Genomic DNA, 22,626 nt, shown 5'->3' with positions numbered 1-22,626 from the left:
CAGGCAGCCCCGTCAATGAACGTGCTTGCTGCCATCGGCGTGATGATGGATGTCAAGGTATGCCGGGGGCAGCCGTCAGCAGCGTCGTGATGGTTTTAAGCATGTGCCGGGCCTCAGAACCAGAGTCGGATACCCGCCACCAGGCGGGCGTCGCTCGTATCTTCCCCCTCGGCGCGTAGCAAGTCTGCGCTATTGCCGTAGGCGCGGTCCCAAATGACCCCCACGTAAGGCGCGAACTGCCGGTTGATCTCATAACGCAGGCGCAGCCCGACGCCGACATCGCTCAGGCCTGAACCGACGCCGCGGCGATCGTCGTTGCGCCCGTACAGGTTGATTTCCGCGATGGGCTGCAAGACCCAGCGCTGGGTCAGCAGGATGTCGTATTCAGCCTCCAGGCGCAGCGCGCTTTGGCCGCCTTCGCCGATGAAGGCGGTGGCTTCGGTTTCCAGGCCATACAGCAGCATCCCCTGTATGCCGAAGGCGGCCCAGGTCTGCGGCGAGCCGGGTTTGAAGTCCTGACGAACACCCGCAACAGTTTCCCACCAGGGGCTAATGGCATGGCTCCAGAGCAGCTGCAGTTCGGCCTCTTCGGTATGGTCGTCGGTTCGCTCACCCTCGGAACGAAACGCCAGGCGATCGATATCGCCACCGGCCCAACCGCTGATATCCCAGGCCAGGCTGCTGCCATCGTCGGCGTCCTGCCATTCCAACTCGTCAGCGACGAACAGAAAGTGCGTGCCGCCTTGGTGCATCTGGTGCGCGGGCAGTTCAGGAAAGGCGGCGGTGCGGTCGTCGGGCCTGATTGTCGGTACGGGCGGGCGGCTCGCTTGCCTTGGTGGAATACCGGTTGCGGGTGGATGCGGCATCTCATCGGCCGAATGGTCCATGGCGCCATGATCCATATCGCTCGGAATAGGCGTTGCGCTGCCATGGCTCATTCCCGAGTGATCCATCGGCTCGGACGCGACCGGTGCATGACCGCCATGCTCCGTATGGCTCGGACGATCCATGGATTCTTGCGCCTGGCCGAGCGCAGCGCTCAGGGTCAAGGCGATGGCCAGCGGTATCTTAATGGTCATGCTGATGCCCCTTTTCAGCGCCCGCCTGCGGCGTATGCACGTGCTTCTCCGATTCCTCAACGCGGACTTCGCGGAACATCCCGAGGTCCATGTGCATCAGCATGTGGCAGTGATAGGCCCAGCGCCCGAGGGCGTCGGCGGTTACGCGGTAGCTGCGTTTCGAGCCGGGCGGCATGTCGATGGTGTGCTTGCGTACTTGAAAGTTGCCGTGTTCGTCCTCCAGGTCGCTCCACATGCCATGCAGGTGAATGGGGTGATGCATCATGGTGTCGTTGACCAGCACGAAGCGCACCCGCTCACCGTACTTGAGGCGGACCGGCTCGGCGTCGGCGAAGGGAATGCCGTCGAACGACCAGGCGAAGCGTTCCATGTGGCCGGTCAGGTGCAACTCGATGGTGTGCATTGGCTCACGACCGTCAGGGTCAGGAAATGTGCTGCGCAGGTCGGCGTAGGTCAAAACACGGCGACCGTTGTCGCGCAGGCCGATGCCGGGATCATTCAGCTTGGGCACCGGCATCATGGTCTGCATGTCCACTAGCGGATTGTCGTTCTCGCTCGCGGGATGAGCCTGCATCTCCACCTGCCCGCCGGCATCTGCCATGCCGGTATGCCCCATGGCGGAGTGATCCATGCCGGCCATATCGCCATGGCCCATGTCTTCCATGCTCAGTTCCGGCCGTGGATCAAGCTCGGGTACCGGTGCACTCAGGCCGTCACGCACTGCCAGCGTGCCGCGGGCGAATCCGCTGCGGTCCATGGATTGAGCGAAGAGGGTATAAGCGCTCTGGCTGCCATCCGGGGTGACAAGAACGTCGACCGTTTCCGCCACTGCCAAACGCAGCTCGTCGACTTCCACAGGCTCGACGGTCTGACCGTCAACGGCCACCACGGTGAGCTTCAGGCCGGGGATGCGGAAGTCGAAATAAGTCATCGCCGAGCCGTTGATCAGCCGCAGGCGGATTCGCTCGCCAGCTTCGAACAGGCCGGTCCAGTTGCCGTCCGGCGCTTGGCCGTTGAGCAGATAGGTATAGGTTTCACCGCTGATATCGGCGAGATCGGTGGGCGTCATCTTCATCTTGGCCCAGGCCCAGCGATTGCCGAGCGTCTCGCGCCAGCCCTGCTCGGCCACGTCGTTGATGAAGTCGCCAACCGTGCGACGGCCGCGGTTGTAGTAGTCGGACTGCTTTTTCAGCTTGTCGAGTACCCGCGCCGGGCTTTCGTCGGTCCAGTCGGTGAGCATCACCACATAGTCACGCTCGTATTGGAAAGGCTCCGGCTGCAGCGGATCAATCACCAGCGGGCCGTAGACGCCGAGCTGCTCCTGAAAGGCCGAGTGGCTGTGGTACCAGTAAGTGCCGCTCTGCTTCACCTTGAAGCGGTATTCGTACATGCCGTCCGGTGCGATGCCGGCAAAGCTGAAGCCGGGTACGCCGTCCATATTGGCCGGCAGCAGGATGCCGTGCCAATGAATAGAGGTGTCCTGTGGCAGACGGTTGTGTACCCGCAGCGTCACGGTATCGCCTTCACGCCAGCGCAGCAGCGGGCCGGGAATGCTGCCGTTAATGGCCATGGCGGTGCGTTCGCGACCGCTGAAGTTGACACCGAGCGAGTCGATGGTCAGATCGAACTGGGTGCCGGCCAGCACACCCTGTTCGCTCGACTGACCGGGGCGCGCTACGGCCCATACAGGCTGACGCCAGATGCCCAGTCCGGCAACGATGCCACTGGCGGCCAGGCTTTTGACGAAGGTTCGCCGCGAAGATGTGGATTGCATGACGGCCCTGCTCGGTCAGCTGTCCTTTTTTACGGCCTGCCCACGCTCGGCGCGAGGTTGCCACTGATACGGCTACGATGGCAGCCGTGCCAGTCAGTCCGCTGGATATTCCGCGATTAACACATCCTTGCCACCAGTTGTCAGACCGATCACCTGATAGGCCTGCGCGGGCTGGCCGTAATCCATGCCAGGAGAGCCCGCGGGCATCCCCGGCACGGCCACACCGGCGAGGTCGTTTCGCTGCTTCAATTCATGGATCTGCGCCACTGACACGTGCCCTTCAACGAACTTGCCGCCGATCACACCGGTGTGGCAGGAGGCCAGGCGCGGTGCCACGCCGAGGCCTTGCTTGACCGCGCTCATGTTGCTTTCGACATGGTCGCGTACCTCGAAACCATTAGCCTGGAGGTACTTGACCCAGTCCTTGCAACAGCCGCAATTGGCGTCGCGGTGAACGTCGATGATCTCGGCGGCCTGTGCGCTACCGGCCATGAACAGGGCGGCAAAGATGGCGAGTTTCAGTTTCATACGCGTACTCCAGAAGATTGGCCCAAATGAACTTAGCGACAACCGCAGCCGCTGCCACAACCGGTTTTAGCCGCGGTCGTTGGCGTTGTGTTGCTCGCTGCTTGCGCCGGATAACCAGCGTCGTCCAGAGCAGTGATCAGCGCCGTGCTGTCGGCGTTGCCCTCGACCCGAACCAGACCGGTGTTGAGGTCCACTTCGACGCGATTGACGCCGGCCACGGGTGTCAGCGCCTGGTTCACATGGCGAACGCATGAGCCGCAGGTCATGCCCTGTACTTGAAGATCGATGGTGGTCATGAGAAGTCCTCAGCTAGTCGCCGGTCATTCCGGCTTGGTTGGATCTTCAACCTTTCCCTAATGGCAAGGTCAAGCAGCCGACGCAGCCTCGTTTTCTGCTGTCAAAATAGCCGTTCGCTCCTTTCGCCAAGCTGAGCGGAACATTACTTTTCTGTCAGCTTCTGGCTCGTCGCACTCGATAGCTGCACACTCATTTCATGGTTTGAAAGGATGAGTCGATGAAACTTCTGGTCGCCGAAGACGAGCCAAAAACCGGCATCTATCTGCAGCAGGGCTTGAGCGAGGCGGGCTTCACCGTCGACCGTGTCACCACCGGCACCGATGCGCTGCAGTTCGTGCTGAGCGCACCGTACGACTTGCTGATTCTCGATGTGATGATGCCTGGGCTGAATGGCTGGGAAGTGCTGCGCATGGTGCGCGCCTCGGGCAACGAGGTGCCGGTGCTGTTTCTTACCGCACGTGATCGCGTCGAAGACCGGGTCAAGGGGCTGGAGCTGGGCGCCGACGATTATCTGGTCAAGCCGTTCGCCTTTTCGGAACTGCTGGCGCGGGTGCGCACGCTGCTGCGCCGGGGCAACGCTGCGGCTCTGCAGACGCAGCTGAAGATTGCCGATCTCGAGGTCGACCTGATGAAGCGCAGGGCCATACGTGGCGGCGAGCGCATCGATCTCACCGCCAAGGAGTTCGCGCTGCTGGAATTGCTGCTGCGTCGGCGCGGCGAGGTGCTGCCCAAGTCGCTGATCGCTTCGCAGGTCTGGGACATGAATTTCGATAGCGACACCAACGTCATCGAGGTAGCGATCCGCAGGCTCAGAGCGAAAATCGACGACGGCTTCGAACCCAAGCTGATCCACACAGCACGCGGCATGGGCTATATGCTCGACGAGCCGAATGTGCCATGAAGCGGCTATCGCTCACCGCGCGGCTCAGTCTGATGTTCATGCTCGCCGTCACCGGCGTGTTGGGGGCGGCTGGATACTTCTTCAACCAGATGAGTCAGCATCACTTCGACGAACTTGATCGGCACACGCTGGAGGAAAAATTCCAAGCCACTCGAAGCCTGCTACAACAGCTCGATGGTCTGGCGCAGTTCGACGAGTTGCGCCCGCAACTTCAGGCCCTGCTGGGCGGCCATAGCGAACTCTCTGTGCGGATATTCGATGCGCAGGGTCGGCTGCTGTTCGCCGACGCGGGCGCTGTGCCGCCGGTTGGCGCTCATGTGTATCCGGCGGCCGACAGCGACGGTGAGGTGCAGCACGACGGCCGCGTCTGGCGCAGCAGGACCGGCTCGGTGGCGGCGGCCGGTCAGTCGTTGCGCGTCGTGCTGGCTCTTGATGTCACCACTCACAAGGTCTTCTTCCACACCCTCACGGGCTGGCTCTGGGGTGCGCTGATGCTTTGTGCACTGATCAGTGGTGTGCTCGGCTGGTTGCTTGCGCGTAGCGGTCTGCGCCCGTTGCGCGAGGTAACCCAGGTGGCGGCATCGGTGTCGGTCAAATCGCTGACCGAGCGTATTCCCACGGAGTCGACGCCGGCCGAGCTGCAGCAGCTGGTGCTAGCCTTCAACGCCATGCTGACGCGGTTGGAAGATGCCTTCGTGCGGCTGTCGAATTTCTCCGCGGACATTGCCCATGAGCTACGCACGCCATTGTCCAACTTGATGACGCACACCGAAGTCGTGCTGACCCGCGCGCGCAGCAGCGAGGACTATCAGGAAAATCTCTATTCCAACTTGGAAGAGCTGCGGCGGATGGCGCGGATGATCGATGACATGCTGTTTCTGGCCAAGGCCGACAATGGGCTGGTCACTCCTCAGGTGCAGCTGATCGAGCTAAAAGACTTGTGCGGCAAGTTGCTGGATTTCTATCAGCTGACCGCCGATGAACACGGGATTCGCTTCGAACTGTCCGGCAGCGGTCGCATCGAGGGCGATCCATCGATGCTGCACCGCGCATTGTCGAATCTGCTCTCCAACGCGCTACGGTACACAGCGGACGGCGGCGTGATCCGTCTGAGCATCGAGGCAGGCGCGAAGGATGTTCTGCTGAGTATCGGCAATCCTGGCGCCACCATCCCAGAAGAGCATCTGCCGCGCCTGTTCGATCGCTTCTATCGTGTCGATCCGGCTCGTCGCGAAGGCAGCCCGAGCAACGCAGGGTTAGGGCTGGCGATCACCCGATCAATTATCGAAGCGCATCGAGGTGAGATCCGCTGTCGCAGCCACGACGGCTGGACGTCCTTCGACATTGTGTTCCGTCTTTGAAGCAGACCCGGTCAAAGCGCTGATCTATCGACACTATTTGGAGCTTTCGAGCTCCTCGATCAGGCTTTTCATCTCGGCGATTTCCTCGCGCTGGGCCTGGATGATCTGGTCGGCCAGCTTCCGCACGCGCGGGTCTGTAATGGAGGCGCGCTCGCTGGTTAGGATGGCGATCGAGTGGTGCGGAATCATCGCCTTCATCCAAGACACTTGATCCACAGTTTGCTGGCTACGAACGAGCCAGAGCGATGCGGCGAACACCAGCACGCTTCCGGCAAAGATGGCGATGTTGACGGCGCGCTTCTGGTACATGCCGAGCATGTAAGCCAGCATGATGATTGCCATAGTAGCGCCCATAATGAGTGCCATATAAGCACGTGTCTCGCTGAAGAAGATGTGGTCAAGTTGAAATACATTCAAATACATCAAGACGAACATGATGAGAGTAGACGTGGCGATCATCGCGCCGAATCGGGCATAGTTATTCATGAGGTGATCCTTATTGTTCAGGCTTAACGACGAATTGTTACGCTTGATAAAGATGACCCAAATGATTTCTGATCGTTCGATCCCTGCAAGCTAGAGGGTATGCGGAGTTGCCTGTCAGTTTGCTTACAAAAATGTCAGCTGAACAAGAGTTGTTAGTTCAGTTGCACATTTTTTAATTATTTGAAGTTGTAGTCTGGTCAACGGCATATTTGATTGCTTTGCGTTCGTTGGATTATGCAGTTACGCCTTAATATGCGTTTGGTCAGAGAATTGGGCTGTCTAACGAGCGAGGTGGCATCGGTTGCCGAGTATTTAGTTGCCAGCCGAGAGTTGATCAATTCAAATGTGCAGCACGCTCGCCTTAATGCTGCCGCTTTGCTCAGCACCCTTGCGCAGATCACATCAGATAATAGTCATCATGGCTGATGTTTGGCGTCCGCGTTAAAAGACGGCACAACCCGGGTCAGACGACGTAGCGCAGGATCGCCACGAAATGCAGCAGACTGCCGGCCATGACGAACAGGTGCCAAATGCCGTGCCAATGGCGAAAGCGCTGGTCGAAAGCGAAGAAAATGATCCCGACGGTGTAGAAAACGCCGCCAGCGACCAGCCAGCTGAAGCCGGCCGTGCCGAGTGCAGCGAGCAACGGCTTGACCGCCACGATCACGATCCAGCCCATCACCGCGTAGATGATGATCGACAGCACCCGAGCTTCCGAGCGCGGCTTGATCTCCTGCAGCATGCCGATCACCGCCAATGACCAGACGATACCGAACAGCCACCAGCCCCAGGCGCCACGCAGCGTGACCAGGCAGAACGGCGTATAGCTGCCGGCGATCAGCAGATAGATGGACAGGTGATCGAGCTTCTGCATGATCGCCTTCGCCCGGCCACGCACGCTGTGATAGAGCGTCGAGGTGCTGTACAGCAACACCAGCGTGAAGCCGTAGATCGCTACGCTGACGATCTTTGCCAGGTCGCCATCCATGGCCGCCAGCACCAGCAGCCAAACCGCGCCGATCAGGGCCAGCACACCGCCGACAAGGTGCGTCCAGGCGTTGAATTTTTCTCCGTGGTACATCGGTGTTCAGCCGTGACTCGTTCGTCCATTAATTTCCCGTCAGTACGCCGAAGACCTTCTTCGCCACGCTGGTTGCCGCCTGCGCCGGGTTCTGGCGAATGCTCGCTTCCTGCTCGGCGACGATGGTAAACAGTCCGTCGAGTGCCTGCTCGGTCACGTAGCCTTCGATAGTGCCGTATTTGGAATCGACCGCACCGAGGCCAGACGCCTTACCGGCCAGCGCGTTGTACTGCTGAGCAACGCCGACCTGATCGGTGGCCTGCTTGATGATGGGGAGGAATTTGGTGCGGATCTGCTCGCGGCTGGTTTTGTTCAGGTACTGAGTCGCCGAATCGTTGCCGCCGGCCAGAATCGCCTTGGCATCGGCGACAGTCATCTTGCGTACCGCCTCCAGCAGTAGCTCCTGGGCTTGTGGTACGGCGGCTTCGGCGGCTTTGTTCATGCCGGTTTCCAGCTCTTCGACCTGAGCACCCATGCCCATCATCTTCAGCATGCGAGAGGCTTTGCCGATATTGCCCGGCAGCTCGATGCGCACGTCCGGATCATTGCTGAAACCGCCTGGCTTGCCGAGCTGCTGTACCGCAACTTTGGCACCCTGGCTGAGGGCATCCTTAAGCCCTGCGCTGGCGTCGCCCTGGCTGAGGTCGCCTAACGAAAGGGCATATGTGCTGGCAGACAGCATCAGACCGGCGATGAGAGTAGCGATGCGGAACATGTGAAATCCTCTGGGATGATGCAGCGGGCAGGCAAGGCGCTTAAACGCAGGAACGACGCGCTAGATATTGGCAGCTTGCATCGGTCGTTTCAGTGACGCAAGGGCGCAACACAGCCGAGCCAGCCACCCTGCGCAAGCCGTCAATGCAGGACAGCTCACCTGAAATCAGCTGGCGATGGCGGTTAGAACTCGAACGCCCCCGGGTCGCAATTGCGATCGTCACGTGGCCTGCCGCGTTGATCGGTGTCCGGGCAGAGCACGCCGCCCATGTCGATGGGGTCGAAGTAGGGGCTGTCTTCGAGCGGCTCGCGCAACGCGATGGTTCGGGTGGGACCGCCGTTGTTCTGCAGTGAGCCGAGATACAGGCGTATCTCGGTTTTATCCGCGGTGGAGGGGACGAAGCCGCAGCCACTGAAAAAATCATAGGACCCGCTGGAGCCGCCGATGGCATTGAAGCTGCCGCTGGTCAACGTACCGCTACAGAACGGCAGATCGTTGAAGGCGCGTATTTCGACCAGGCTGTTGGCCAGGCGGAACTCGCCGGTACCCGTATGGCTGAACAGCTGCGAATGATTGCTGAAGGTCGTGTTGCGGATCGATACGGTGCCGTCGACATTACCGATCTCAGCGGCTCGAACGCCGCCGGTGGTGCTGCGATTGTCGACGAATGTGGAGTTCAGAATGTCTACGGTGCCCTGGTAGTTCAGCAGCCCGCCCCAGAAACGCGCGTCATTTCCGGTGATCAGGCTGTCGCGTACATACAGCTGCGCCGTCGGGCCCATATTGGAAATGCCACCGGCGTGCCCGGACTCGTAGCCGGTCGAGTTCTGTTCGATGGTTGAGCGTGCAATCAGTGCTTGCCCTTCGTTGAACAGGCCCGCGCCACGGTTGCACAGGCGTCGGCTTGGAAAGGCTGCACATGAGGATTCCAGCTCGTGATCGATGGTGTTTCCACGCAACAGCATCCGGTCCATGCGCAGGTTGCCGCGATTCCATATCGCGCCGCCGCCGCTGTTCTTTGGACGACCATTTTCCAGACGCAAATAGGTGAGGGTCACGGCCCGCGGCGCGGCGGTATAGATATCGAAAATCCGATCGATGTCGCCACCGTCTATCACAACCTGAAGGTCCTCATTCCTCATGGCGCGCCCGAGCCCCATCAGCGTCAGTCCATCAGTGATATCCAGGTCGCCAATCGCATCGTTTGCCACATCGACGGTTTCGCTACCGGCCAACGAAAGCGCGTAGTGCCCTGACGGCACCTCTATCAGATCGTGGCCCTGGTGCACGTTGCTTTCCATCACCGCCGCCCTCAGCGTGCAGCGATTGGAAATGGATCGGCAGTTACCATCGCCAGGCTCGACATCCACCTCGTCGGTCGTACTGTCCACACGCAAGGTCAGGCCGATGGATGCCGCGCAATCGTCCGGCGGCGGTTCGCCTACAACATTCATCATGTAACCCCCGGCCTCCGGGAAGCGCTTCTCCCGCACGGTGCTGGAGTAGCCGGAACCGAGCAGATTGCGCCGTTGGTAACCGACGCTGAAGTGGTAGGGGATGTTTGTTTCGCACGTATCGGCAAAATACCCCACCGCATGCTGATCGCTTGGCAAAGCCATCATCGCCCAGGGAATGCCGTGAATGACCGCGTTGACTTGGGCGATGCGGTTGACGCGACCATCGACCTGCGCCCGCAACGGATAGAGCGGCACCGGCGAACGGCTAACGGAGGAGGGTGTGAGATTGGTCAGGCTAGGTGTTGCACAACCACCTAGACCAACAATTAGAGACAAGGCGATAACACTGGTGCGTGTCATACAGGCCCCTTTCGGTAGACGTCCGAAGGATTTCGTTGGGTTGCCTGCTGATTATGGGCGTCGTGCTTGTCGGTGAACGAACGATTTGGCATTAAGCCTAAGCGTCGTTAGCGTGGTTTTCGCTGATAGCACCGCTGTCGGACCCCCATGTTTGAGCGCCCGTGACCGGATTAGTCCGTTAGCTGTTCCTCATCGTGGCGCTCCAATGCGACCTGGCGGATCGACAGACGAATCTCGGCCGGCAGTACGCGCTTGGCGACGCCTTCGGCCAGCTCGCCGAGCTTGTCGTGGTAGCCGAGCTTGCCGGCTGCGTCCTCGCGCAGCACGTCTTGATCCAAGAGCGTCTTGATGAAATGACGGAACAGGCTCTTGTCGAAGAACTCCGGTGCGTTGATCCCATGCAGGATCGATAGGCGCTGGGCCATCACCGTGCAAAGGGTTTCCAGTTCTTCGGCGTCAAGGCTTTGCTGCCCACTGTTGAGCAGCAGCGAAATCGCCATATAGAAGCGTTGCAACGTCTGCACGATGACTCGCGCCAGCAGCGTCAGCAGCACGAACTGACGCGAGCTGGGCGCCGGCCGGACATAGGTCTCGCCATCGAGCTTTAGCAAACCCTGTTCGACGAAGGCCGCTAACCATTGATCAATCACCGCTTCCAGCTCCTCCGGCTCCCAGCGAATGAACAGCTCGGCGCGCAGATACGGATACAGCGCCTCGGTGAAGCGCAGGATCTGCTCGCGGCTGATCCGTGAACTGCTTTGGAAGAAGCTCGCCAGCAGCGCCGGCAAGGCGAAGATGTGCATCACGTTGTTGCGGTAGTAGGTCATCAGAACGGCGTTCTGCTCGTCCAGATAAAGAATGTTGCCCAGCGCATCCTTCTGCTCGGCGAGCAGGTTGAGATCTTTCACATAGCTGATCAGCGTTTCGCCATCGCCTTCGGGCAGAGTGGTATGAGGCGAGTAGGGCACCGCGCGCAACAGGTTCTGATAAACATCGAGGATGCGCGCAAGCGAACGTCTGTCCAGCGCTTGCCGACTGGTCGACAGCATCGCCAGTGCGACCAGGTTTACCGGGTTGACGGCCGCCGCTTCGTTGAGCCGCTGGGCGATGCGTTCCGAGAGCCGATTGGTGGTCTCGTTAAGCCACTCCGGACGGAAGTTCGGCGCCAGGTTCTGCTGACGCCAGCCGGGTTGCTCCTTTTCGAGAAATTCGTTGAGCTTCAGCGGCTCGCCAAAATTCACCCAGACCTGACCGAAGCGCTGTTTCAGTGCGCCGAAGACCTTGAAGATGTCGAAGATCGACTCTTTTTTCTTCGCCGCGCCACGCAGCTCACCAAGGTAGGTGCGGCCTTCCAGCACTCGCTCGTAACCGATGTACACCGGCACGAAGAGAATCGGTAGCCGCGAGGAGCGCAGGTAGCTGCGCAGGGTGATGGCGAGCATGCCGGTCTTCGGCTGCAGCATGCGTCCCGTGCGCGAGCGCCCGCCCTCGACGAAGTACTCCACCGGGAAGCCACGGCTGAACAGGGTGTGCAAATATTCGTTGAAAACGGAGGTATAGAGCGGGTTGCCCTTGAACGTGCGGCGCATGAAGAAGGCGCCGCCACGGCGCAGCAGGCTGCCGATCACCGGCATGTTGAGATTGATCCCGGCGGCGATGTGCGGCGGCGTCAGGCCGTTGCGAAAGAGCAAATAGGAAAGCAGCAGGTAGTCGATATGGCTGCGGTGGCAGGGTACATAAATGACCTCGTAACCCTGTACCGCTTCTTGGAGCGGCTCCAGATGATTGACGCGGATGCCGTCGTAGATTTTGTTCCAGAACCAAGACAGCACCACCTCGATAAAGCGCACGGCAGTGTAGGCGTAATCCGAGGCGATCTCGTTGCCATAGCGCAGCGCGCGGGCCTCTGCCTTCTCCAGCGGGATATTCTCGCGCTCGGCTTCGTCTTTGATTGCCTGGCGTACCTGAGGCGCATGGACCAGCCCCTTCACCAGGTTGCGGCGGTGCGACAGGTCGGGACCGATCACCGCCGTTTTCTGGTTACGGAAATGCACCCGCAGCATTCGATGGGCCATGCGCAGGGTGCGCTCGTGGCCCTTGCTCTGCGCCACTAGCTCGTTGAGCTGGATAGGCGCGGAAAACTGCACTCGGGTCTGGCGCCCGAGCATGACGATGCTGAGCAGCTTGCGCAGCCGCCCGGTGACGGCCCAGCTATCGGCGAACAGCAGCTTCCAGGCGCTGGTCTCGCGGTCCGGCGAGCGCCCCCAGAAGACGCTCACCGGAATGATCTGTGCGTTGTCCACCGCGTTTTGTTCCAGCGCCCCAATCAACCGCACCAATGGCGCAGGCGGCTCCATCGGTGTGCGCCGACCAAACCAGCTGGCGGCAGGGCTGAGAAAAATAAAGGCCGCCGGTTCGACGTGATTCCCCACCGCCACATCAGCCACCGGACGCGGCAGCCCGGCCTTGCTGCATTCATGATCGAGCACCGCCAGATCGCTCAGCGACGCGCGTTGCAGCACGTAAAACACCGGCTTGCTGCGGTCCAGCTTGAGCGTAAAGGCGGATTGGTTGATGGTCTCCGAGCGCACCCAGACATACAGCAAACGGCGCACGATGGAGAAGATCAGACGGCGGAGCGGAGAACGGGTCATACGGCAGATTCGACTATGAAAGGGTCAACGCCCTCGAAGGCGGCAAGTGTGCCGCAAGCGAAGGTGACGGGCAAAACGCCTAGCGTTCGGATGAGTAAATCCACGTTTGGGAAAAACCACCAAATTTTCCACCGAAGCGATGATGCGCTAGCGTTGTGAGGAGAAATGTTCGTGCCTGTTGGTGGATTAGCTGCGCGTTATCCAACCTACGAGAATTGTCAGTCCGCGCTTGGGCGACGGCCAAAACGACCTCGAACGCAAGAGCCAATATAAGCACCGCCAGGAAATAACAGCGACCATGACAACAGGAATACGAGGCCAACGACTATCAGTGGGCTAAATGGTAAGAACAGAAGTAGGTAAACGACCTGGCCGAAGATATTGCCAGCGTAAAGCACCCAGAGCGACCTCGCGGCGAGAAGACCTGACAGCAACCCAGACAAAACCAGGGCCGCAGTGTAGTAAATGCCGCTTGCATCCCATGGCTCAGCGTGGCCGGTGACCAAGGGAGACAATGCCCAGATAGCAGCGCCTGCTAGAGCAGCGACCAGAAAGGGAAGAATCAACGATCGGTTCATGGCAGCCAGACGTTTAAGTTCAGCCACTGGCATGTGCGGACTCGCTATGTACGGGCCGGCTTGAGGCTAGTACAAGCCGAGCGCATCTGCACCGCCAGGCACCATCGCGGTCGGCATTGGCTTCAACGCCCGGAAAAAACTCGCAGACGAGAATTGTTCCTGTTCTATACTCGGCCGGCGAGCGGTTTGAAACGCGTTTGTCATGCCTGCTTCGGTATATTGCTCGAGGCAGGCGGACTCAGTGGGTCGGGCCCGATCGTTCATCCCCGAACGGGGAATAATAAGAATCGAGTTGGAGAAGTAGGATGGCTGAGCGCGAGACCGGAACCGTTAAATGGTTCAACGATGCCAAGGGTTATGGATTCATCCAGCGTGGTAGTGGTGCGGATGTGTTTGTTCACTATCAGGCTATTCGTGGCGAAGGCCACCGCTCTCTGGCCGAAGGTCAGCAGGTGGAATTCTCGGTAACCCAGGGCCAGAAAGGCCTGCAGGCCGAGGATGTGGCGGGGCTCTGACAGCCAACCGCGACAATGAAAAAGCCCGTCGATTGACGGGCTTTTTCATGTGCCGACGTTATGCGCTAGATCTAATCTCAATCGGTCCGCCAGACAATTTCCTCTTCGCCGCGCTCGCTCACGCTCATCCAGCGGTCGGCAACTTCCACGGACTCTTCTTCCTGCCAGCCACCTGGGGCGCAGCGGATTTCTACCTTCAGCGCCTGATACGCGGAGCGGGCGCAAGCGATGTCGTCTTCCCAAGGCGTGGCGTCGCTTTCCAGCAGCAGACTGTGCCATTTGCCGACGGCCTTGGGCAGCCAGGTCACCGGAATCTCACCGGATTTGCATTTGAACGTCTGGCCCTTTGGTTGCCAGGGTGAGCAGGGGCCAACCGTCTTGGTCAGCCAATCGGTGACGGCGTCCTGGCTGGCGTCCCTGAGGTAGATCTCGATGTCTGGTTGGCGCATGGGCGGCTGCCTTGTGTGTGGTTTAGTGCTGGTCACGCTGAATCCAGTCGTAGCGTATCGCAACCCGCACGCGCAGTGGCGCGTCGATCACCGCCGCACGGCGCTCCGCGCTGGCTCGCCAGCCATGCGGAGTCATGGCCAGCAGGTCGGCACGGGCCTGGGCGCGATCCAATTGCAGCTCGAACGACAGGGTCTCGCTATGGGCGAGGTGCATGCCTTCGGGGATCAACGACAGGTGTTTTTCGTCATCGTAGTCACGTACTTCGTCATACAGCAGGCCACGCAGTTCCCACAGATGGTCGCGGGTCGGCCCCATGCGCAGCAGACCGCCGCCGGGTGCGAGCAGGCGCCGGGCTTCGTTCCAGTCCAGCGGGCTGAACACGCTGGCGAGCAGGTCACAGCTAGCGTCGGCCAGCGGTACGCGGGCCATGCTCGCCACCAGCCATTCAAGCTGCGGCGCACGCTTGCAGGCGCGCTTGACCGCCTCGCGGGAAATGTCCAGCGCATAGCCGTCCGCGTTGGGCAGCGCCTGGGCGATCTGCGCGGTGTAATAGCCTTCGCCACAGCCTATATCTAGCCAGCGATTCGGCGCACGTTCGGCCGCCAACTGCGCCAACCGTGCGGCCAGCGGCGCATAGTGCCCACCATCGAGAAAGCGTCTGCGCGCCTCGACCATCGCCTGGTTGTCGCCGGGGGCGCGGCTATTCTTGTGCTGCACCGGCAGCAGATTGAGATAACCCTGACGGGCACGATCGAAACGGTGATTGGCCGGGCAGGCGACGCCATTGTCGACCGCGTTCAGATCACCGCGGCAAATAGGACAGATCAGCATGCGAGCAGATTGACCAGCGTCTGGTAGTAGATCTCGGTCAGCAGGTCGAGATCGCTGGCCAGAATATGTTCGTCCACTTGATGAATCGTTGCGTTGACCGGGCCAAGCTCGACCACTTGGGTTCCAAGCGTGGCGATGAAGCGGCCATCAGAGGTGCCGCCGCTGGTGGAAGGCGTCGTTTCGCGACCGGTCACGCTGCGGATACCTGCAGCGACGGCATCGAGTAGATCACCTGGCTCGGTAAGGAAAGGCAGGCCGGACAGCGCCCAGTCGACGCTCCAGTCCAGCCCATGCTTGTCGAGAATCGCCGCGGTGCGCTGTTGCAGCCCCTCGACGGTTGATTCTGTGGAGAAGCGGAAGTTGAACACCGCCTCCAGCGTGCCGGGAATGACATTGGTGGCGCCGGTGCCGGCATTGAGATTGGAGATTTGAAAGCTGGTCGGCGGGAAGAAGGCGTTGCCATCGTCCCAATGCTCGGCGGCCAGCTCGGCCAGCGCTGGTGCTGCGAGGTGGATCGGATTCTTCGCCAGATGCGGGTACGCCACGTGACCTTGTTGTCCTCGGACCGTCAGGGTGCCGCCGAGCGAGCCGCGGCGACCATTCTTGACCACGTCACCAACCAACTTGGTGCTCGACGGCTCACCGACGATGCACCAGTCCAGTCGCTGGCTACGCTCGCGTAGACGCTCGACCACAGCCTTGGTGCCGTGGTGGGCTGGGCCTTCTTCGTCACTGGTGATCAGAAATGCGATCTGACCTTTGTGGTTGGGATGATCGGCGGTGAAGCGTTCCACCGCGACGATCATCGAGGCCAGACTGCCCTTCATATCCGCTGCGCCGCGCCCGTGGAGCATGCCCTGCTCATCGATGCGCGCCGCGAAGGGCGGGTTCTGCCAAGCCTGCAGCGGGCCGGTGGGAACCACGTCGGTATGACCGGCGAAGCAAAGAACTGGCCCCTCATTGCCGCGTATCGCCCAGAAGTTCTCGACGTCCTCGATATGCATCGGCTCGATGGCGAAACCGCAAGCCGCGAGACGCTCAATCATCAGCTGCTGGCAACCCTCGTCCAGAGGAGTCACCGATGGCCGATTGATCAACTCGCAGGCGAGTTCGAGAGTAGGGGTGAGGGCAGCGGTCATCACGGCTCCGGGCTGGCGGGGAAAGGGCGCCATATTAAAGCAAAACGCCAATTCTCGCGGTGGTGCCGGTGGCGGATGGTTCCATGGTACGGTCGCTGCGCAGTGATCGACAGCCTCGAACGACCTATAATCGGCGGACGTTTTTCTGGGGTATCGGGATGTCTATCGACGATCAGCGGTTCGGTGGGATTGCCCGCCTGTACGGCTCTGCCGGGCTCGAGCGGTTAGCGGCTGCGCATGTCGCCGTGGTCGGCATCGGCGGGGTCGGTTCGTGGGCCGCGGAGGCGCTGGCGCGTAGCGGGGTTGGCGAGATCAGTCTGTTCGATCTGGACGACGTATGCATTACCAACACCAACCGGCAGATCCATGCGTTGGAAGGGGCTGTGGGCAAGCCTAAGGTGGACGAGATGGCGTCGCGAATCCGCGCCATCAACCCGGCCTGCGTGGTCCATGCGGTTGCCGACTTCGTTACGCGCGAGACCATGGCCGAGTACATCACCGAGCAGATGGATTGCGTTATCGACTGCATCGACAGTGTGCCGGCCAAGGCCGCGCTGATTGCCTGGTGCAAGCGCCGCAAGATCCAGATCATTGCCACCGGAGGAGCGGGTGGACAGGTAGACCCGACGCAGATCCAAGTCGCTGACCTGAACAAGACGTTCAACGATCCGCTGGCGGCGAAGGTGCGTTCGTTGTTGCGGCGCGAGTACAACTTCTCTCGCACGCCCGGACGGACCTACAGCGTGCCCTGCGTGTTTTCCACCGAGCAGCTGCGTTATCCCAAACCCGATGGCGGCGTATGCCAGAGCAAGAGTTTCGTTGGCGAAGGCGTGAAGCTCGACTGCGCCGGCGGCTTCGGCGCTGCGATGATGGTCACCGCCAGTTTCGGCATGGTGGCTGCGGCGCGCGCGATCGACAAACTGGTTGCCGGTGCCAGGCGGCCGGCAGAGCGCGCACAGAGCTGATGGTTTCGGCTGGTTAGGGATCGAGGCGGCGTAGCCCATCGACAATGCTGAATTCGATCACTCGGCCAATGCCAGTTCGCGCATTCGCTGCAGCACCGCATTCATGCCGTTGGCGCGGGACGGTGAAAGTTGCCGAGCCAGCCCGAGCTGACCGAACCAGTCCGCCACATCCAGCCGCCGCAGCTCTTCCGTTTGCAGGCCGTTGACGCGCACCAGCAACACCGCAAGCAGCCCGCGCAACAGGCGAGCCTCGCTGGTACCGCGAAAGCGGCAGCGGTCGTCGTGCTGCTCGCCGACCAGCCAGAGCTTGCTGTCGCAACCGGCGACCAGATTGCGGTCGTTGCGCTCGTCGTCGCCCAGCGGCTCGAGGCGATCGCCCCACTGCATCAGCAATCGTGCACGCTGTTCCCAGCCGCCGGCTTGCTGGAAGCTTTGCAACGCTTCACTCGCTGCATCCGGCAGATGGCTCATCTCAGCATCTCCAACGCCTGGTCTAATGCACTGAAAAAACGCTCCAGATCGACACCGTCGTTGTACAACCCGAGCGACACGCGAATCGCACCGTCAACGCCAAGGGTCTTCATCAGTGGCTGCGCGCAGTGAGTCCCGCTGCGTACGGCGATGCCTTGCTCGGTGAGCAAATGAGCGAGATCACCATGATGAACACCGTCAACGGTAAAGCTGGCCAGCGCCACCTGCGGATCACCGAGCAAGAGCACACCGTCGCGTACTGCCAGGCCTGCCAGCAGTTTCATATGCAGCGCTTGTTCATGACCAGTTACCGCGGCGGCATCCAGTTTCGATAGGTAATCTAGCGTGGCGCCAAGCCCAATCACCCCACCGATAGGCGGCGTGCCGGCCTCGAATCCCAGTGGGGCGGCATGGAAATCGGCGGTTTGAAAGTCAGCGACGCGCACCATCTCGCCCCCGAATTGCCAGTGGCGCAGTTCGAGCAGCGACTCGCCGCGACCATAGAGTGCGCCGACGCCTTCCGGGCCGTACAACTTGTGGCTGGACAGTACATAGAAGTCACAAGCCAGTGCCTGCATGTCGTGCCGGCCGTGCACTACGCCTTGAGCGCCGTCCACCACCGTCAGCGCACCTTGGGCCTTGGCCAGCGGCAACAATTCGGCAAGCGGCTGCCAGACGCCGAGGACATTGGATAGCTGGCTGACAGCGAGCAGGCGAGTTCGTGGGCCGATGAGCCTGGCGGCAGCTTCCACGTCAATTGCGCCGCGATCATCCAATGGCAAAACCAGCAATTTTGCATTTCGACGCTTCGCCAGTTGCTGCCACGGCAACAGGTTGGCGTGATGCTCCAGCGTGCTGATGACAATCTCGTCGTCCGCTTCGATCAGGTGTTCAAGCCCATAGGCGAGCAGGTTCAATGCCTCGGTGGCACCGCGCGTGAACACGATCTCGGTCGGGCAGGACGCGTTCAGCCAGCGCGCCACCTTGATGCGCGCGTCCTCGAACTCACGCGTTGCTCGCTCGGCGGGCAGGTGCTGGGCGCGATGGACGTTGGCGGTGCCGCAGGTGTAGTACCCGGTAAGGGCGTCGATCAGTGCCTGGGGTTTTTGCGCGGTGGCGGCGCTGTCGAGGTAGGTCTGACTCTGAGCTTCAAAGATAGCCAGGGCGGGGAAGTCGGCACGCCAGGGAGATATCAGCGACATGGAGACTCCTGAAAACAGGACGGGATGCCCGATAGAGAACGATGCAGGCGGGCTGTCACGGGGTTGGTCAGCCCGCCTGCATCATGACGCTGCGCTTAGTTATGCGCGTGCAGCGCCTCGTTCAGCTCGATCGCGGACTTGTGGGTCTTGCATTCGACCGCACCGGTCAGCGAGTTGCGGCGGAACAGCAGGTCGGTCTGGCCGGCCAGCTCGCGTGCCTTCACCGCTTTGACCAACTCGCCTTGTTCGTCGAGCAGGTTCACCTTGGTGCCAGCAGTGATGTAGAGCCCGGACTCCACGGTGTTGCGGTCGCCCAGCGGGATGCCGATACCGGCGTTGGCACCGATCAGGCAGCCTTCGCCGACAGAGATGACGATGTTGCCGCCGCCGGACAAGGTGCCCATGGTGGAGCAGCCGCCGCCGAGATCCGAGCCCTTGCCGACAAAGACGCCAGCCGAGACGCGGCCTTCGATCATGCCTGGGCCTTCGGTGCCGGCGTTGAAGTTGATGAAGCCTTCATGCATTACCGTGGTGCCTTCACCCACGTAAGCACCAAGACGGATACGCGCGCTGTCGGCGATGCGGACGCCTGCCGGCACCACGTAGTCGGTCATTTTCGGGAATTTGTCGACCGAGACGACCTCTAGCAGGTAGCCCTTCAGGCGGGCTTCCAGTTGGCGCTCGGCCAGCTCGGCCAGATCTACCGCGCCTTGGTTGGTCCAGGCGACGTTGGGGAGCAGCGGGAAGATACCGGCGAGGTTCAAGCCGTGCGGCTTGACCAGACGATGTGAGATCAGGTGAAGCTTGAGATACGCCTCGGGCGTGGAAGTCAGCGCGGCGTCTTCGGCGAGCAGCGTGGCCACCAGTGGACGCTGGCTTTCGGCGAGGCGCGTGAGCAGAGCATGCTGAGTAGCGTCGATCGATTTGACGGCATCGGCCAGCTGCGCGGCCTGGGTGGTGCTGATGGTGATCGCCTGGTTGCCGCCCTGGTAGTCGAGCAACGCTGCGATGGCGTCGACCAGTTCGCCGGCCGGCTGCACCAGCGGCTGCGCGTAGAAGACTTCGAGCCAGTTGCCCTGACGGTTCTGGGTGCCGACGCCGAACGCCAGGCTGAATAGGGTAGTGCTCATAGGGAATCCTTTTATCAATCGCGCTCGTCTCGGTGAGCGGGTCTCAGTTCTTGGCTGCCAGCTCGGCAGCGTACATATCCGGCTTGAAGCCGATCAGCGTCTTGTTGCCCAGATCGAGTACTGGGCGCTTGATCATCGACGGTTGGGCCAGCATCAACTCGATGGCTTTCACCTGATCGAGGTCGGCTTTCTGCGCGTCGTCCAGCTTGCGGAAGGTGGTGCCTGCACGGTTGAGTACGGTCTGCCAGCCATGTTCTTCGCACCAGGCTTCCAAATGGGCGCGGTCGATACCGGCGCTCTTGTAATCATGAAAGTTGTAGCTTAGCCCCTGCTCATCGAGCCAGGTGCGGGCTTTTTTCATCGTGTCACAGGCTTTGATGCCGTACAGACACAGTCCTTTGTTTTGATCAGGCATGACGGGCTCTGCGCTCCACGGCCAAACTGGGTCGCGGATTATGCCACGATGAGACGAAGCCTGCCGCCTGGCGGGTCCGCACTGGTCTGTGCATCAGGCCGGAGCGAGCCAGGTGTCTATCCAGCCCGAGGATTATCCGCATGACTGAGCAAGTCCTCGATGGCCCGGGTACTGGTAGGGCGCACAACACGGCCCAACTCCTCTCCCTGGTACATCAGTATCAAAGTCGGCCAAAGCTTAACGCGAAAAGAACGTCCCAGCGCTCGCCCTGGGCCATCTTCGACTTTGAGGTGGCGAATGTCGCGCTCGGTCATGGCCGCCGCTAGTAACGGTTGCGCTACGCGGCAATGGCCGCACCAGGCGGTGCCAAATTCGATTAGCGTGAAGCCGTCCAGGGCATCGACCTCGGCGCGTGAGGGCGCGCTGGCGGTGTAGGTTTCATTCATGGGCATGGCTGGCCTCCCGGTGATGGCTAATAAAATTGGGAGTCGCGTCAGCGGCTCTCGTTCAGCTGTGGGGGTCTCGAAATTCGCTCGACCTTTTTCCCTTCGTGCGTTGTCCATTGATGACAATCGCAACGATGAGGGTCCTGTATGGCACGCAAGCATTTCGAAAACTACGAGGCCATTTCCTCCGCGGTTCCCGCCGATGATGCATTCGAGGCGGTGATTGCCGTGAAGCGTCGTGGTACGGATGAAGATGCTCAGGTCTTTCACGTCGCCAACGGCCGGCGTTTCGATCTCGCCTCCGAGGCGGACGTCGCTGCCGAGGCGGCGCTGACCAAGGTGAGAGAGGTCAGTGACGAGGGTGAGCTGATCTGGGAAGAGAATGCGATCTGACGGAGGGCAGTATGAACGAGCCAGAAAAGCCGGACGTAGACGAGCATGACAAGCGTGATGAGTCAACCACAGCGGACATTCCCGAACACATGAAGCCAGAGAATCTGGAAAAACTGCGGGATTATGGCAAGGACAAGATCCCGCCGGGCGTCGCATGAATTGCAGAGCCGGACGCCGCGGCGTCCGGCTCCGGGCTTTACAGTGTGGCGATGAAATCGCGGATTCGCTTGGCTGCTTCGACACATTCCGCGAGCGGCGCGACCAGCGCCATGCGAACTCGGCCAGCCCCTGGGCTGAATCCGTCGACTTCGCGCGATAGGTAGGAGCCCGGTACCACGGTCACGTGTTCGCGCGCAAAGAGCTCGCGGGTAAAGCGCTGGTCGTCAACGGGCGTCTTCGGCCACAGGTAGAAACCCCCATCGGGACGTTGCACATCCATTACCGGAGCGAGAATGTCCAACACTGCATCGAACTTTTCCCGATAAAGCTGACGATTGGCCTGTACGTGCGCCTCGTCGTTCCATGCGGCAATGCTGGCCAGTTGTGTCTGCACCGGCATGGCACAACCGTGATAGGTGCGATAAAGCAGGAAGGCCTTGAGAATCTGCGCGTCACCCGCGACGAATCCGGAGCGTAGTCCGGGCAGGTTTGAACGTTTGGACAGGCTGTGGAAGACCACGCAGCGCTTGAAGTCATTGCGACCCAGCGCCGCACATGCGGTCAGCAGACCCGCCGGCGGCTGGTCTTCATCGAAATATAGTTCGCTGTAGCACTCGTCCGCGGCGATGACGAAGTCGTGCTCGTCGGCCAATGCGATCAACTTCTTCAGAGTTTCAAGCGGTACCAGGGCACCGGTGGGGTTGCCAGGTGAGCAGAGGAAGAGGATTTGCGTGCGCTTCCAGATATGGGCCGAGACGGCATCGAAGTCTGGGTTGAAACCGTTCTCGACGGTGCACGGTAGGTAATGCGGCGTCGCGCCGGCCAGCAGGGCCGCCCCTTCATAGATCTGGTAGAAGGGGTTGGGGCTGATCACCAATGCATCCGGTCCGCGATTGACCACGGTCTGGGTAAAGGCAAAGAGTGCCTCGCGGGTGCCGTTGACGGGAAGCACGTGCCGCGCAGGATCGATTTTGCCCTCAGCCACGCCGAAGCGCCGTTCACACCAGCGCGCAATCGATTCGCGCAGTGCGGGGATGCCTAATGTAGTTGGATACACCGCCAGCTGGTCGAGATTCTCGGCCAGCGCCTGAGCGACGAAATCCGGCGAGCGATGTTTCGGCTCGCCGATCGAAAGGGCAATAGGGCGCTTGTCAGTCGGTGGTTGCGCGTCGGCGAGCAGGTTGCGGAGTTTCTCGAACGGGTAGGGCTGCAGTAGAGTCAGGGCGTCATTCATCGTTG

24 protein-coding genes are annotated in these 22,626 nt (G+C 60.8%); 6 read left to right on the top strand and 18 right to left on the bottom strand.

Features of this window, described 5'->3' with window-relative positions; genetic code table 11:
• Nucleotides 1-113: 113 nt before the first annotated feature.
• From NAV33_RS08935 to NAV33_RS08920, 4 genes are all read right to left on the bottom strand, one after another.
• Nucleotides 114-1,079, bottom strand: a complete 966-nt coding sequence (locus NAV33_RS08935; protein WP_255979046.1) for a copper resistance protein B — start codon at nt 1,077-1,079, stop codon at nt 114-116.
• The gene (locus NAV33_RS08930; protein WP_255979044.1) at nt 1,069-2,853 is read right to left on the bottom strand and encodes a copper resistance system multicopper oxidase; all 1,785 of its coding nucleotides are present in this window, start codon (nt 2,851-2,853) and stop codon (nt 1,069-1,071) included. The genes NAV33_RS08935 and NAV33_RS08930 overlap by 11 nt, the downstream gene beginning before the upstream one ends.
• A 93-nt stretch (nt 2,854-2,946) precedes the next feature.
• Nucleotides 2,947-3,381 carry a DUF411 domain-containing protein gene (locus NAV33_RS08925; protein ID WP_255979042.1) on the bottom strand — a complete coding sequence of 145 codons (435 nt, stop codon included), beginning with the start codon at nt 3,379-3,381 and terminating at the stop codon, nt 2,947-2,949.
• Nucleotides 3,382-3,413: 32 nt separating this feature from the next.
• The gene (locus tag NAV33_RS08920; RefSeq protein ID WP_255979040.1) at nt 3,414-3,677 is read right to left on the bottom strand and encodes a heavy-metal-associated domain-containing protein; all 264 of its coding nucleotides are present in this window, start codon (nt 3,675-3,677) and stop codon (nt 3,414-3,416) included.
• Nucleotides 3,678-3,895: 218 nt separating this feature from the next.
• Between NAV33_RS08920 and NAV33_RS08915 the strand changes: the two genes are divergently transcribed.
• Both NAV33_RS08915 and NAV33_RS08910 read left to right on the top strand, forming a co-directional pair.
• The gene (locus tag NAV33_RS08915) at nt 3,896-4,579 is read left to right on the top strand and encodes a heavy metal response regulator transcription factor (RefSeq protein WP_255979038.1); all 684 of its coding nucleotides are present in this window, start codon (nt 3,896-3,898) and stop codon (nt 4,577-4,579) included.
• Entirely contained in the window at nt 4,576-5,940 is a 1,365-nt protein-coding gene (locus NAV33_RS08910) for a heavy metal sensor histidine kinase (protein WP_255979036.1), read from the top strand. Before NAV33_RS08915 ends, NAV33_RS08910 begins: the two co-directional genes overlap by 4 nt.
• Nucleotides 5,941-5,973: 33 nt before the next feature.
• On the opposite strand, the gene NAV33_RS08905 is transcribed toward NAV33_RS08910, so the two are convergent.
• The 5 genes from NAV33_RS08905 to plsB all read right to left on the bottom strand — a co-directional run bounded on the left by NAV33_RS08905 (nt 5,974) and on the right by plsB (nt 12,693).
• The gene (locus tag NAV33_RS08905) at nt 5,974-6,426 is read right to left on the bottom strand and encodes a DUF305 domain-containing protein (RefSeq protein ID WP_255979034.1); all 453 of its coding nucleotides are present in this window, start codon (nt 6,424-6,426) and stop codon (nt 5,974-5,976) included.
• A 463-nt stretch (nt 6,427-6,889) separates the two neighbouring features.
• Complete coding sequence (trhA, locus tag NAV33_RS08900) at nt 6,890-7,507, bottom strand: PAQR family membrane homeostasis protein TrhA (protein WP_255979032.1); 618 nt, start codon at nt 7,505-7,507, stop codon at nt 6,890-6,892.
• A gap of 28 nt (nt 7,508-7,535) precedes the next feature.
• A complete protein-coding gene (locus NAV33_RS08895) occupies nt 7,536-8,222 on the bottom strand; it encodes a DUF4197 domain-containing protein (RefSeq protein ID WP_255979030.1) in 687 nt (228 codons plus the stop codon).
• Between the two features lie 182 nt (nt 8,223-8,404).
• A complete protein-coding gene (locus NAV33_RS08890; protein WP_255979028.1) occupies nt 8,405-10,039 on the bottom strand; it encodes a choice-of-anchor Q domain-containing protein in 1,635 nt (544 codons plus the stop codon).
• Between the two features lie 170 nt (nt 10,040-10,209).
• The gene (plsB, locus tag NAV33_RS08885; protein WP_255979026.1) at nt 10,210-12,693 is read right to left on the bottom strand and encodes a glycerol-3-phosphate 1-O-acyltransferase PlsB; all 2,484 of its coding nucleotides are present in this window, start codon (nt 12,691-12,693) and stop codon (nt 10,210-10,212) included.
• An 883-nt stretch (nt 12,694-13,576) separates the two neighbouring features.
• Here plsB and NAV33_RS08880 point away from each other — a divergent pair.
• Nucleotides 13,577-13,786, top strand: coding sequence for a cold-shock protein (locus tag NAV33_RS08880; RefSeq protein ID WP_014852307.1), 210 nt, complete (start codon nt 13,577-13,579; stop codon nt 13,784-13,786).
• Between the two features lie 77 nt (nt 13,787-13,863).
• Here NAV33_RS08880 and NAV33_RS08875 read toward each other — a convergent pair whose 3' ends face one another.
• The 3 genes from NAV33_RS08875 to dapE are packed head-to-tail and all read right to left on the bottom strand — an operon-like array spanning nt 13,864 to nt 16,206.
• Nucleotides 13,864-14,235 (bottom strand): hypothetical protein, encoded by a 372-nt coding sequence (locus NAV33_RS08875; protein WP_255979022.1) that lies wholly within the window; start codon nt 14,233-14,235, stop codon nt 13,864-13,866.
• A gap of 22 nt (nt 14,236-14,257) precedes the next feature.
• Nucleotides 14,258-15,067: a putative RNA methyltransferase gene (locus tag NAV33_RS08870; RefSeq protein ID WP_255979020.1), complete on the bottom strand. Its 810-nt coding sequence runs from the start codon at nt 15,065-15,067 to the stop codon at nt 14,258-14,260.
• Nucleotides 15,061-16,206 (bottom strand): succinyl-diaminopimelate desuccinylase, encoded by a 1,146-nt coding sequence (gene dapE / locus NAV33_RS08865; RefSeq protein ID WP_255979018.1) that lies wholly within the window; start codon nt 16,204-16,206, stop codon nt 15,061-15,063. The genes NAV33_RS08870 and dapE overlap by 7 nt, the downstream gene beginning before the upstream one ends.
• Before the next feature lie 158 nt (nt 16,207-16,364).
• Between dapE and tcdA the strand changes: the two genes are divergently transcribed.
• A complete protein-coding gene (gene tcdA / locus NAV33_RS08860; RefSeq protein ID WP_255979016.1) occupies nt 16,365-17,171 on the top strand; it encodes a tRNA cyclic N6-threonylcarbamoyladenosine(37) synthase TcdA in 807 nt (268 codons plus the stop codon).
• 57 nt (nt 17,172-17,228) lie between these two features.
• Here the strand turns inward: tcdA and NAV33_RS08855 are convergent, their stop codons facing one another.
• The 5 genes from NAV33_RS08855 to NAV33_RS08835 all read right to left on the bottom strand — a co-directional run bounded on the left by NAV33_RS08855 (nt 17,229) and on the right by NAV33_RS08835 (nt 20,841).
• The gene (locus tag NAV33_RS08855; protein ID WP_255979014.1) at nt 17,229-17,642 is read right to left on the bottom strand and encodes a SufE family protein; all 414 of its coding nucleotides are present in this window, start codon (nt 17,640-17,642) and stop codon (nt 17,229-17,231) included.
• Complete coding sequence (locus tag NAV33_RS08850) at nt 17,639-18,844, bottom strand: aminotransferase class V-fold PLP-dependent enzyme (RefSeq protein ID WP_255979012.1); 1,206 nt, start codon at nt 18,842-18,844, stop codon at nt 17,639-17,641. Before NAV33_RS08850 ends, NAV33_RS08855 begins: the two co-directional genes overlap by 4 nt.
• Nucleotides 18,845-18,939: 95 nt before the next feature.
• On the bottom strand, nt 18,940-19,974 hold the full coding sequence (dapD, locus tag NAV33_RS08845; protein WP_255979010.1) for a 2,3,4,5-tetrahydropyridine-2,6-dicarboxylate N-succinyltransferase: 1,035 nt from the start codon (nt 19,972-19,974) through the stop codon (nt 18,940-18,942).
• A 43-nt stretch (nt 19,975-20,017) separates the two neighbouring features.
• Nucleotides 20,018-20,389 (bottom strand): ArsC family reductase, encoded by a 372-nt coding sequence (locus tag NAV33_RS08840; RefSeq protein ID WP_255979008.1) that lies wholly within the window; start codon nt 20,387-20,389, stop codon nt 20,018-20,020.
• A gap of 116 nt (nt 20,390-20,505) precedes the next feature.
• The gene (locus tag NAV33_RS08835) at nt 20,506-20,841 is read right to left on the bottom strand and encodes a thioredoxin family protein (protein ID WP_255979006.1); all 336 of its coding nucleotides are present in this window, start codon (nt 20,839-20,841) and stop codon (nt 20,506-20,508) included.
• 141 nt (nt 20,842-20,982) lie between these two features.
• On the opposite strand from NAV33_RS08835, the gene NAV33_RS08830 reads away from it, so the two are divergent.
• Both NAV33_RS08830 and NAV33_RS08825 read left to right on the top strand, forming a co-directional pair.
• Nucleotides 20,983-21,228: a hypothetical protein gene (locus NAV33_RS08830; protein ID WP_255979004.1), complete on the top strand. Its 246-nt coding sequence runs from the start codon at nt 20,983-20,985 to the stop codon at nt 21,226-21,228.
• A gap of 11 nt (nt 21,229-21,239) precedes the next feature.
• On the top strand, nt 21,240-21,386 hold the full coding sequence (locus NAV33_RS08825) for a hypothetical protein (RefSeq protein ID WP_255979002.1): 147 nt from the start codon (nt 21,240-21,242) through the stop codon (nt 21,384-21,386).
• Between the two features lie 38 nt (nt 21,387-21,424).
• Here NAV33_RS08825 and dapC read toward each other — a convergent pair whose 3' ends face one another.
• Entirely contained in the window at nt 21,425-22,621 is a 1,197-nt protein-coding gene (dapC, locus tag NAV33_RS08820) for a succinyldiaminopimelate transaminase (RefSeq protein ID WP_255979000.1), read from the bottom strand.
• Nucleotides 22,622-22,626 lie beyond the last annotated feature (5 nt).

The sequence above is a fragment of the Stutzerimonas stutzeri genome, from assembly GCF_024448715.1.
GTDB lineage: Bacteria > Pseudomonadota > Gammaproteobacteria > Pseudomonadales > Pseudomonadaceae > Stutzerimonas > Stutzerimonas stutzeri_AR.
This window is presented reverse-complemented; position numbering and strand designations above follow the sequence as displayed.

Bases quoted from the DNA above. Each gene is read 5' to 3' on its own strand.
- NAV33_RS08935 (WP_255979046.1), bottom strand. From the start codon at position 1,079: ATGACCATTAAGATACCGCTGGCCATCGCCTTGACCCTGAGCGCTGCG.
- NAV33_RS08930 (WP_255979044.1), bottom strand. From the start codon at position 2,853: ATGCAATCCACATCTTCGCGGCGAACCTTCGTCAAAAGCCTGGCCGCC.
- NAV33_RS08925 (WP_255979042.1), bottom strand. From the start codon at position 3,381: ATGAAACTGAAACTCGCCATCTTTGCCGCCCTGTTCATGGCCGGTAGC.
- NAV33_RS08920 (WP_255979040.1), bottom strand. From the start codon at position 3,677: ATGACCACCATCGATCTTCAAGTACAGGGCATGACCTGCGGCTCATGC.
- NAV33_RS08915 (WP_255979038.1), top strand. From the start codon at position 3,896: ATGAAACTTCTGGTCGCCGAAGACGAGCCAAAAACCGGCATCTATCTG.
- NAV33_RS08910 (WP_255979036.1), top strand. From the start codon at position 4,576: ATGAAGCGGCTATCGCTCACCGCGCGGCTCAGTCTGATGTTCATGCTC.
- NAV33_RS08905 (WP_255979034.1), bottom strand. From the start codon at position 6,426: ATGAATAACTATGCCCGATTCGGCGCGATGATCGCCACGTCTACTCTC.
- trhA (WP_255979032.1), bottom strand. From the start codon at position 7,507: ATGTACCACGGAGAAAAATTCAACGCCTGGACGCACCTTGTCGGCGGT.
- NAV33_RS08895 (WP_255979030.1), bottom strand. From the start codon at position 8,222: ATGTTCCGCATCGCTACTCTCATCGCCGGTCTGATGCTGTCTGCCAGC.
- NAV33_RS08890 (WP_255979028.1), bottom strand. From the start codon at position 10,039: ATGACACGCACCAGTGTTATCGCCTTGTCTCTAATTGTTGGTCTAGGT.
- plsB (WP_255979026.1), bottom strand. From the start codon at position 12,693: ATGACCCGTTCTCCGCTCCGCCGTCTGATCTTCTCCATCGTGCGCCGT.
- NAV33_RS08880 (WP_014852307.1), top strand. From the start codon at position 13,577: ATGGCTGAGCGCGAGACCGGAACCGTTAAATGGTTCAACGATGCCAAG.
- NAV33_RS08875 (WP_255979022.1), bottom strand. From the start codon at position 14,235: ATGCGCCAACCAGACATCGAGATCTACCTCAGGGACGCCAGCCAGGAC.
- NAV33_RS08870 (WP_255979020.1), bottom strand. From the start codon at position 15,067: ATGCTGATCTGTCCTATTTGCCGCGGTGATCTGAACGCGGTCGACAAT.
- dapE (WP_255979018.1), bottom strand. From the start codon at position 16,206: ATGACCGCTGCCCTCACCCCTACTCTCGAACTCGCCTGCGAGTTGATC.
- tcdA (WP_255979016.1), top strand. From the start codon at position 16,365: ATGTCTATCGACGATCAGCGGTTCGGTGGGATTGCCCGCCTGTACGGC.
- NAV33_RS08855 (WP_255979014.1), bottom strand. From the start codon at position 17,642: ATGAGCCATCTGCCGGATGCAGCGAGTGAAGCGTTGCAAAGCTTCCAG.
- NAV33_RS08850 (WP_255979012.1), bottom strand. From the start codon at position 18,844: ATGTCGCTGATATCTCCCTGGCGTGCCGACTTCCCCGCCCTGGCTATC.
- dapD (WP_255979010.1), bottom strand. From the start codon at position 19,974: ATGAGCACTACCCTATTCAGCCTGGCGTTCGGCGTCGGCACCCAGAAC.
- NAV33_RS08840 (WP_255979008.1), bottom strand. From the start codon at position 20,389: ATGCCTGATCAAAACAAAGGACTGTGTCTGTACGGCATCAAAGCCTGT.
- NAV33_RS08835 (WP_255979006.1), bottom strand. From the start codon at position 20,841: ATGCCCATGAATGAAACCTACACCGCCAGCGCGCCCTCACGCGCCGAG.
- NAV33_RS08830 (WP_255979004.1), top strand. From the start codon at position 20,983: ATGGCACGCAAGCATTTCGAAAACTACGAGGCCATTTCCTCCGCGGTT.
- NAV33_RS08825 (WP_255979002.1), top strand. From the start codon at position 21,240: ATGAACGAGCCAGAAAAGCCGGACGTAGACGAGCATGACAAGCGTGAT.
- dapC (WP_255979000.1), bottom strand. From the start codon at position 22,621: ATGAATGACGCCCTGACTCTACTGCAGCCCTACCCGTTCGAGAAACTC.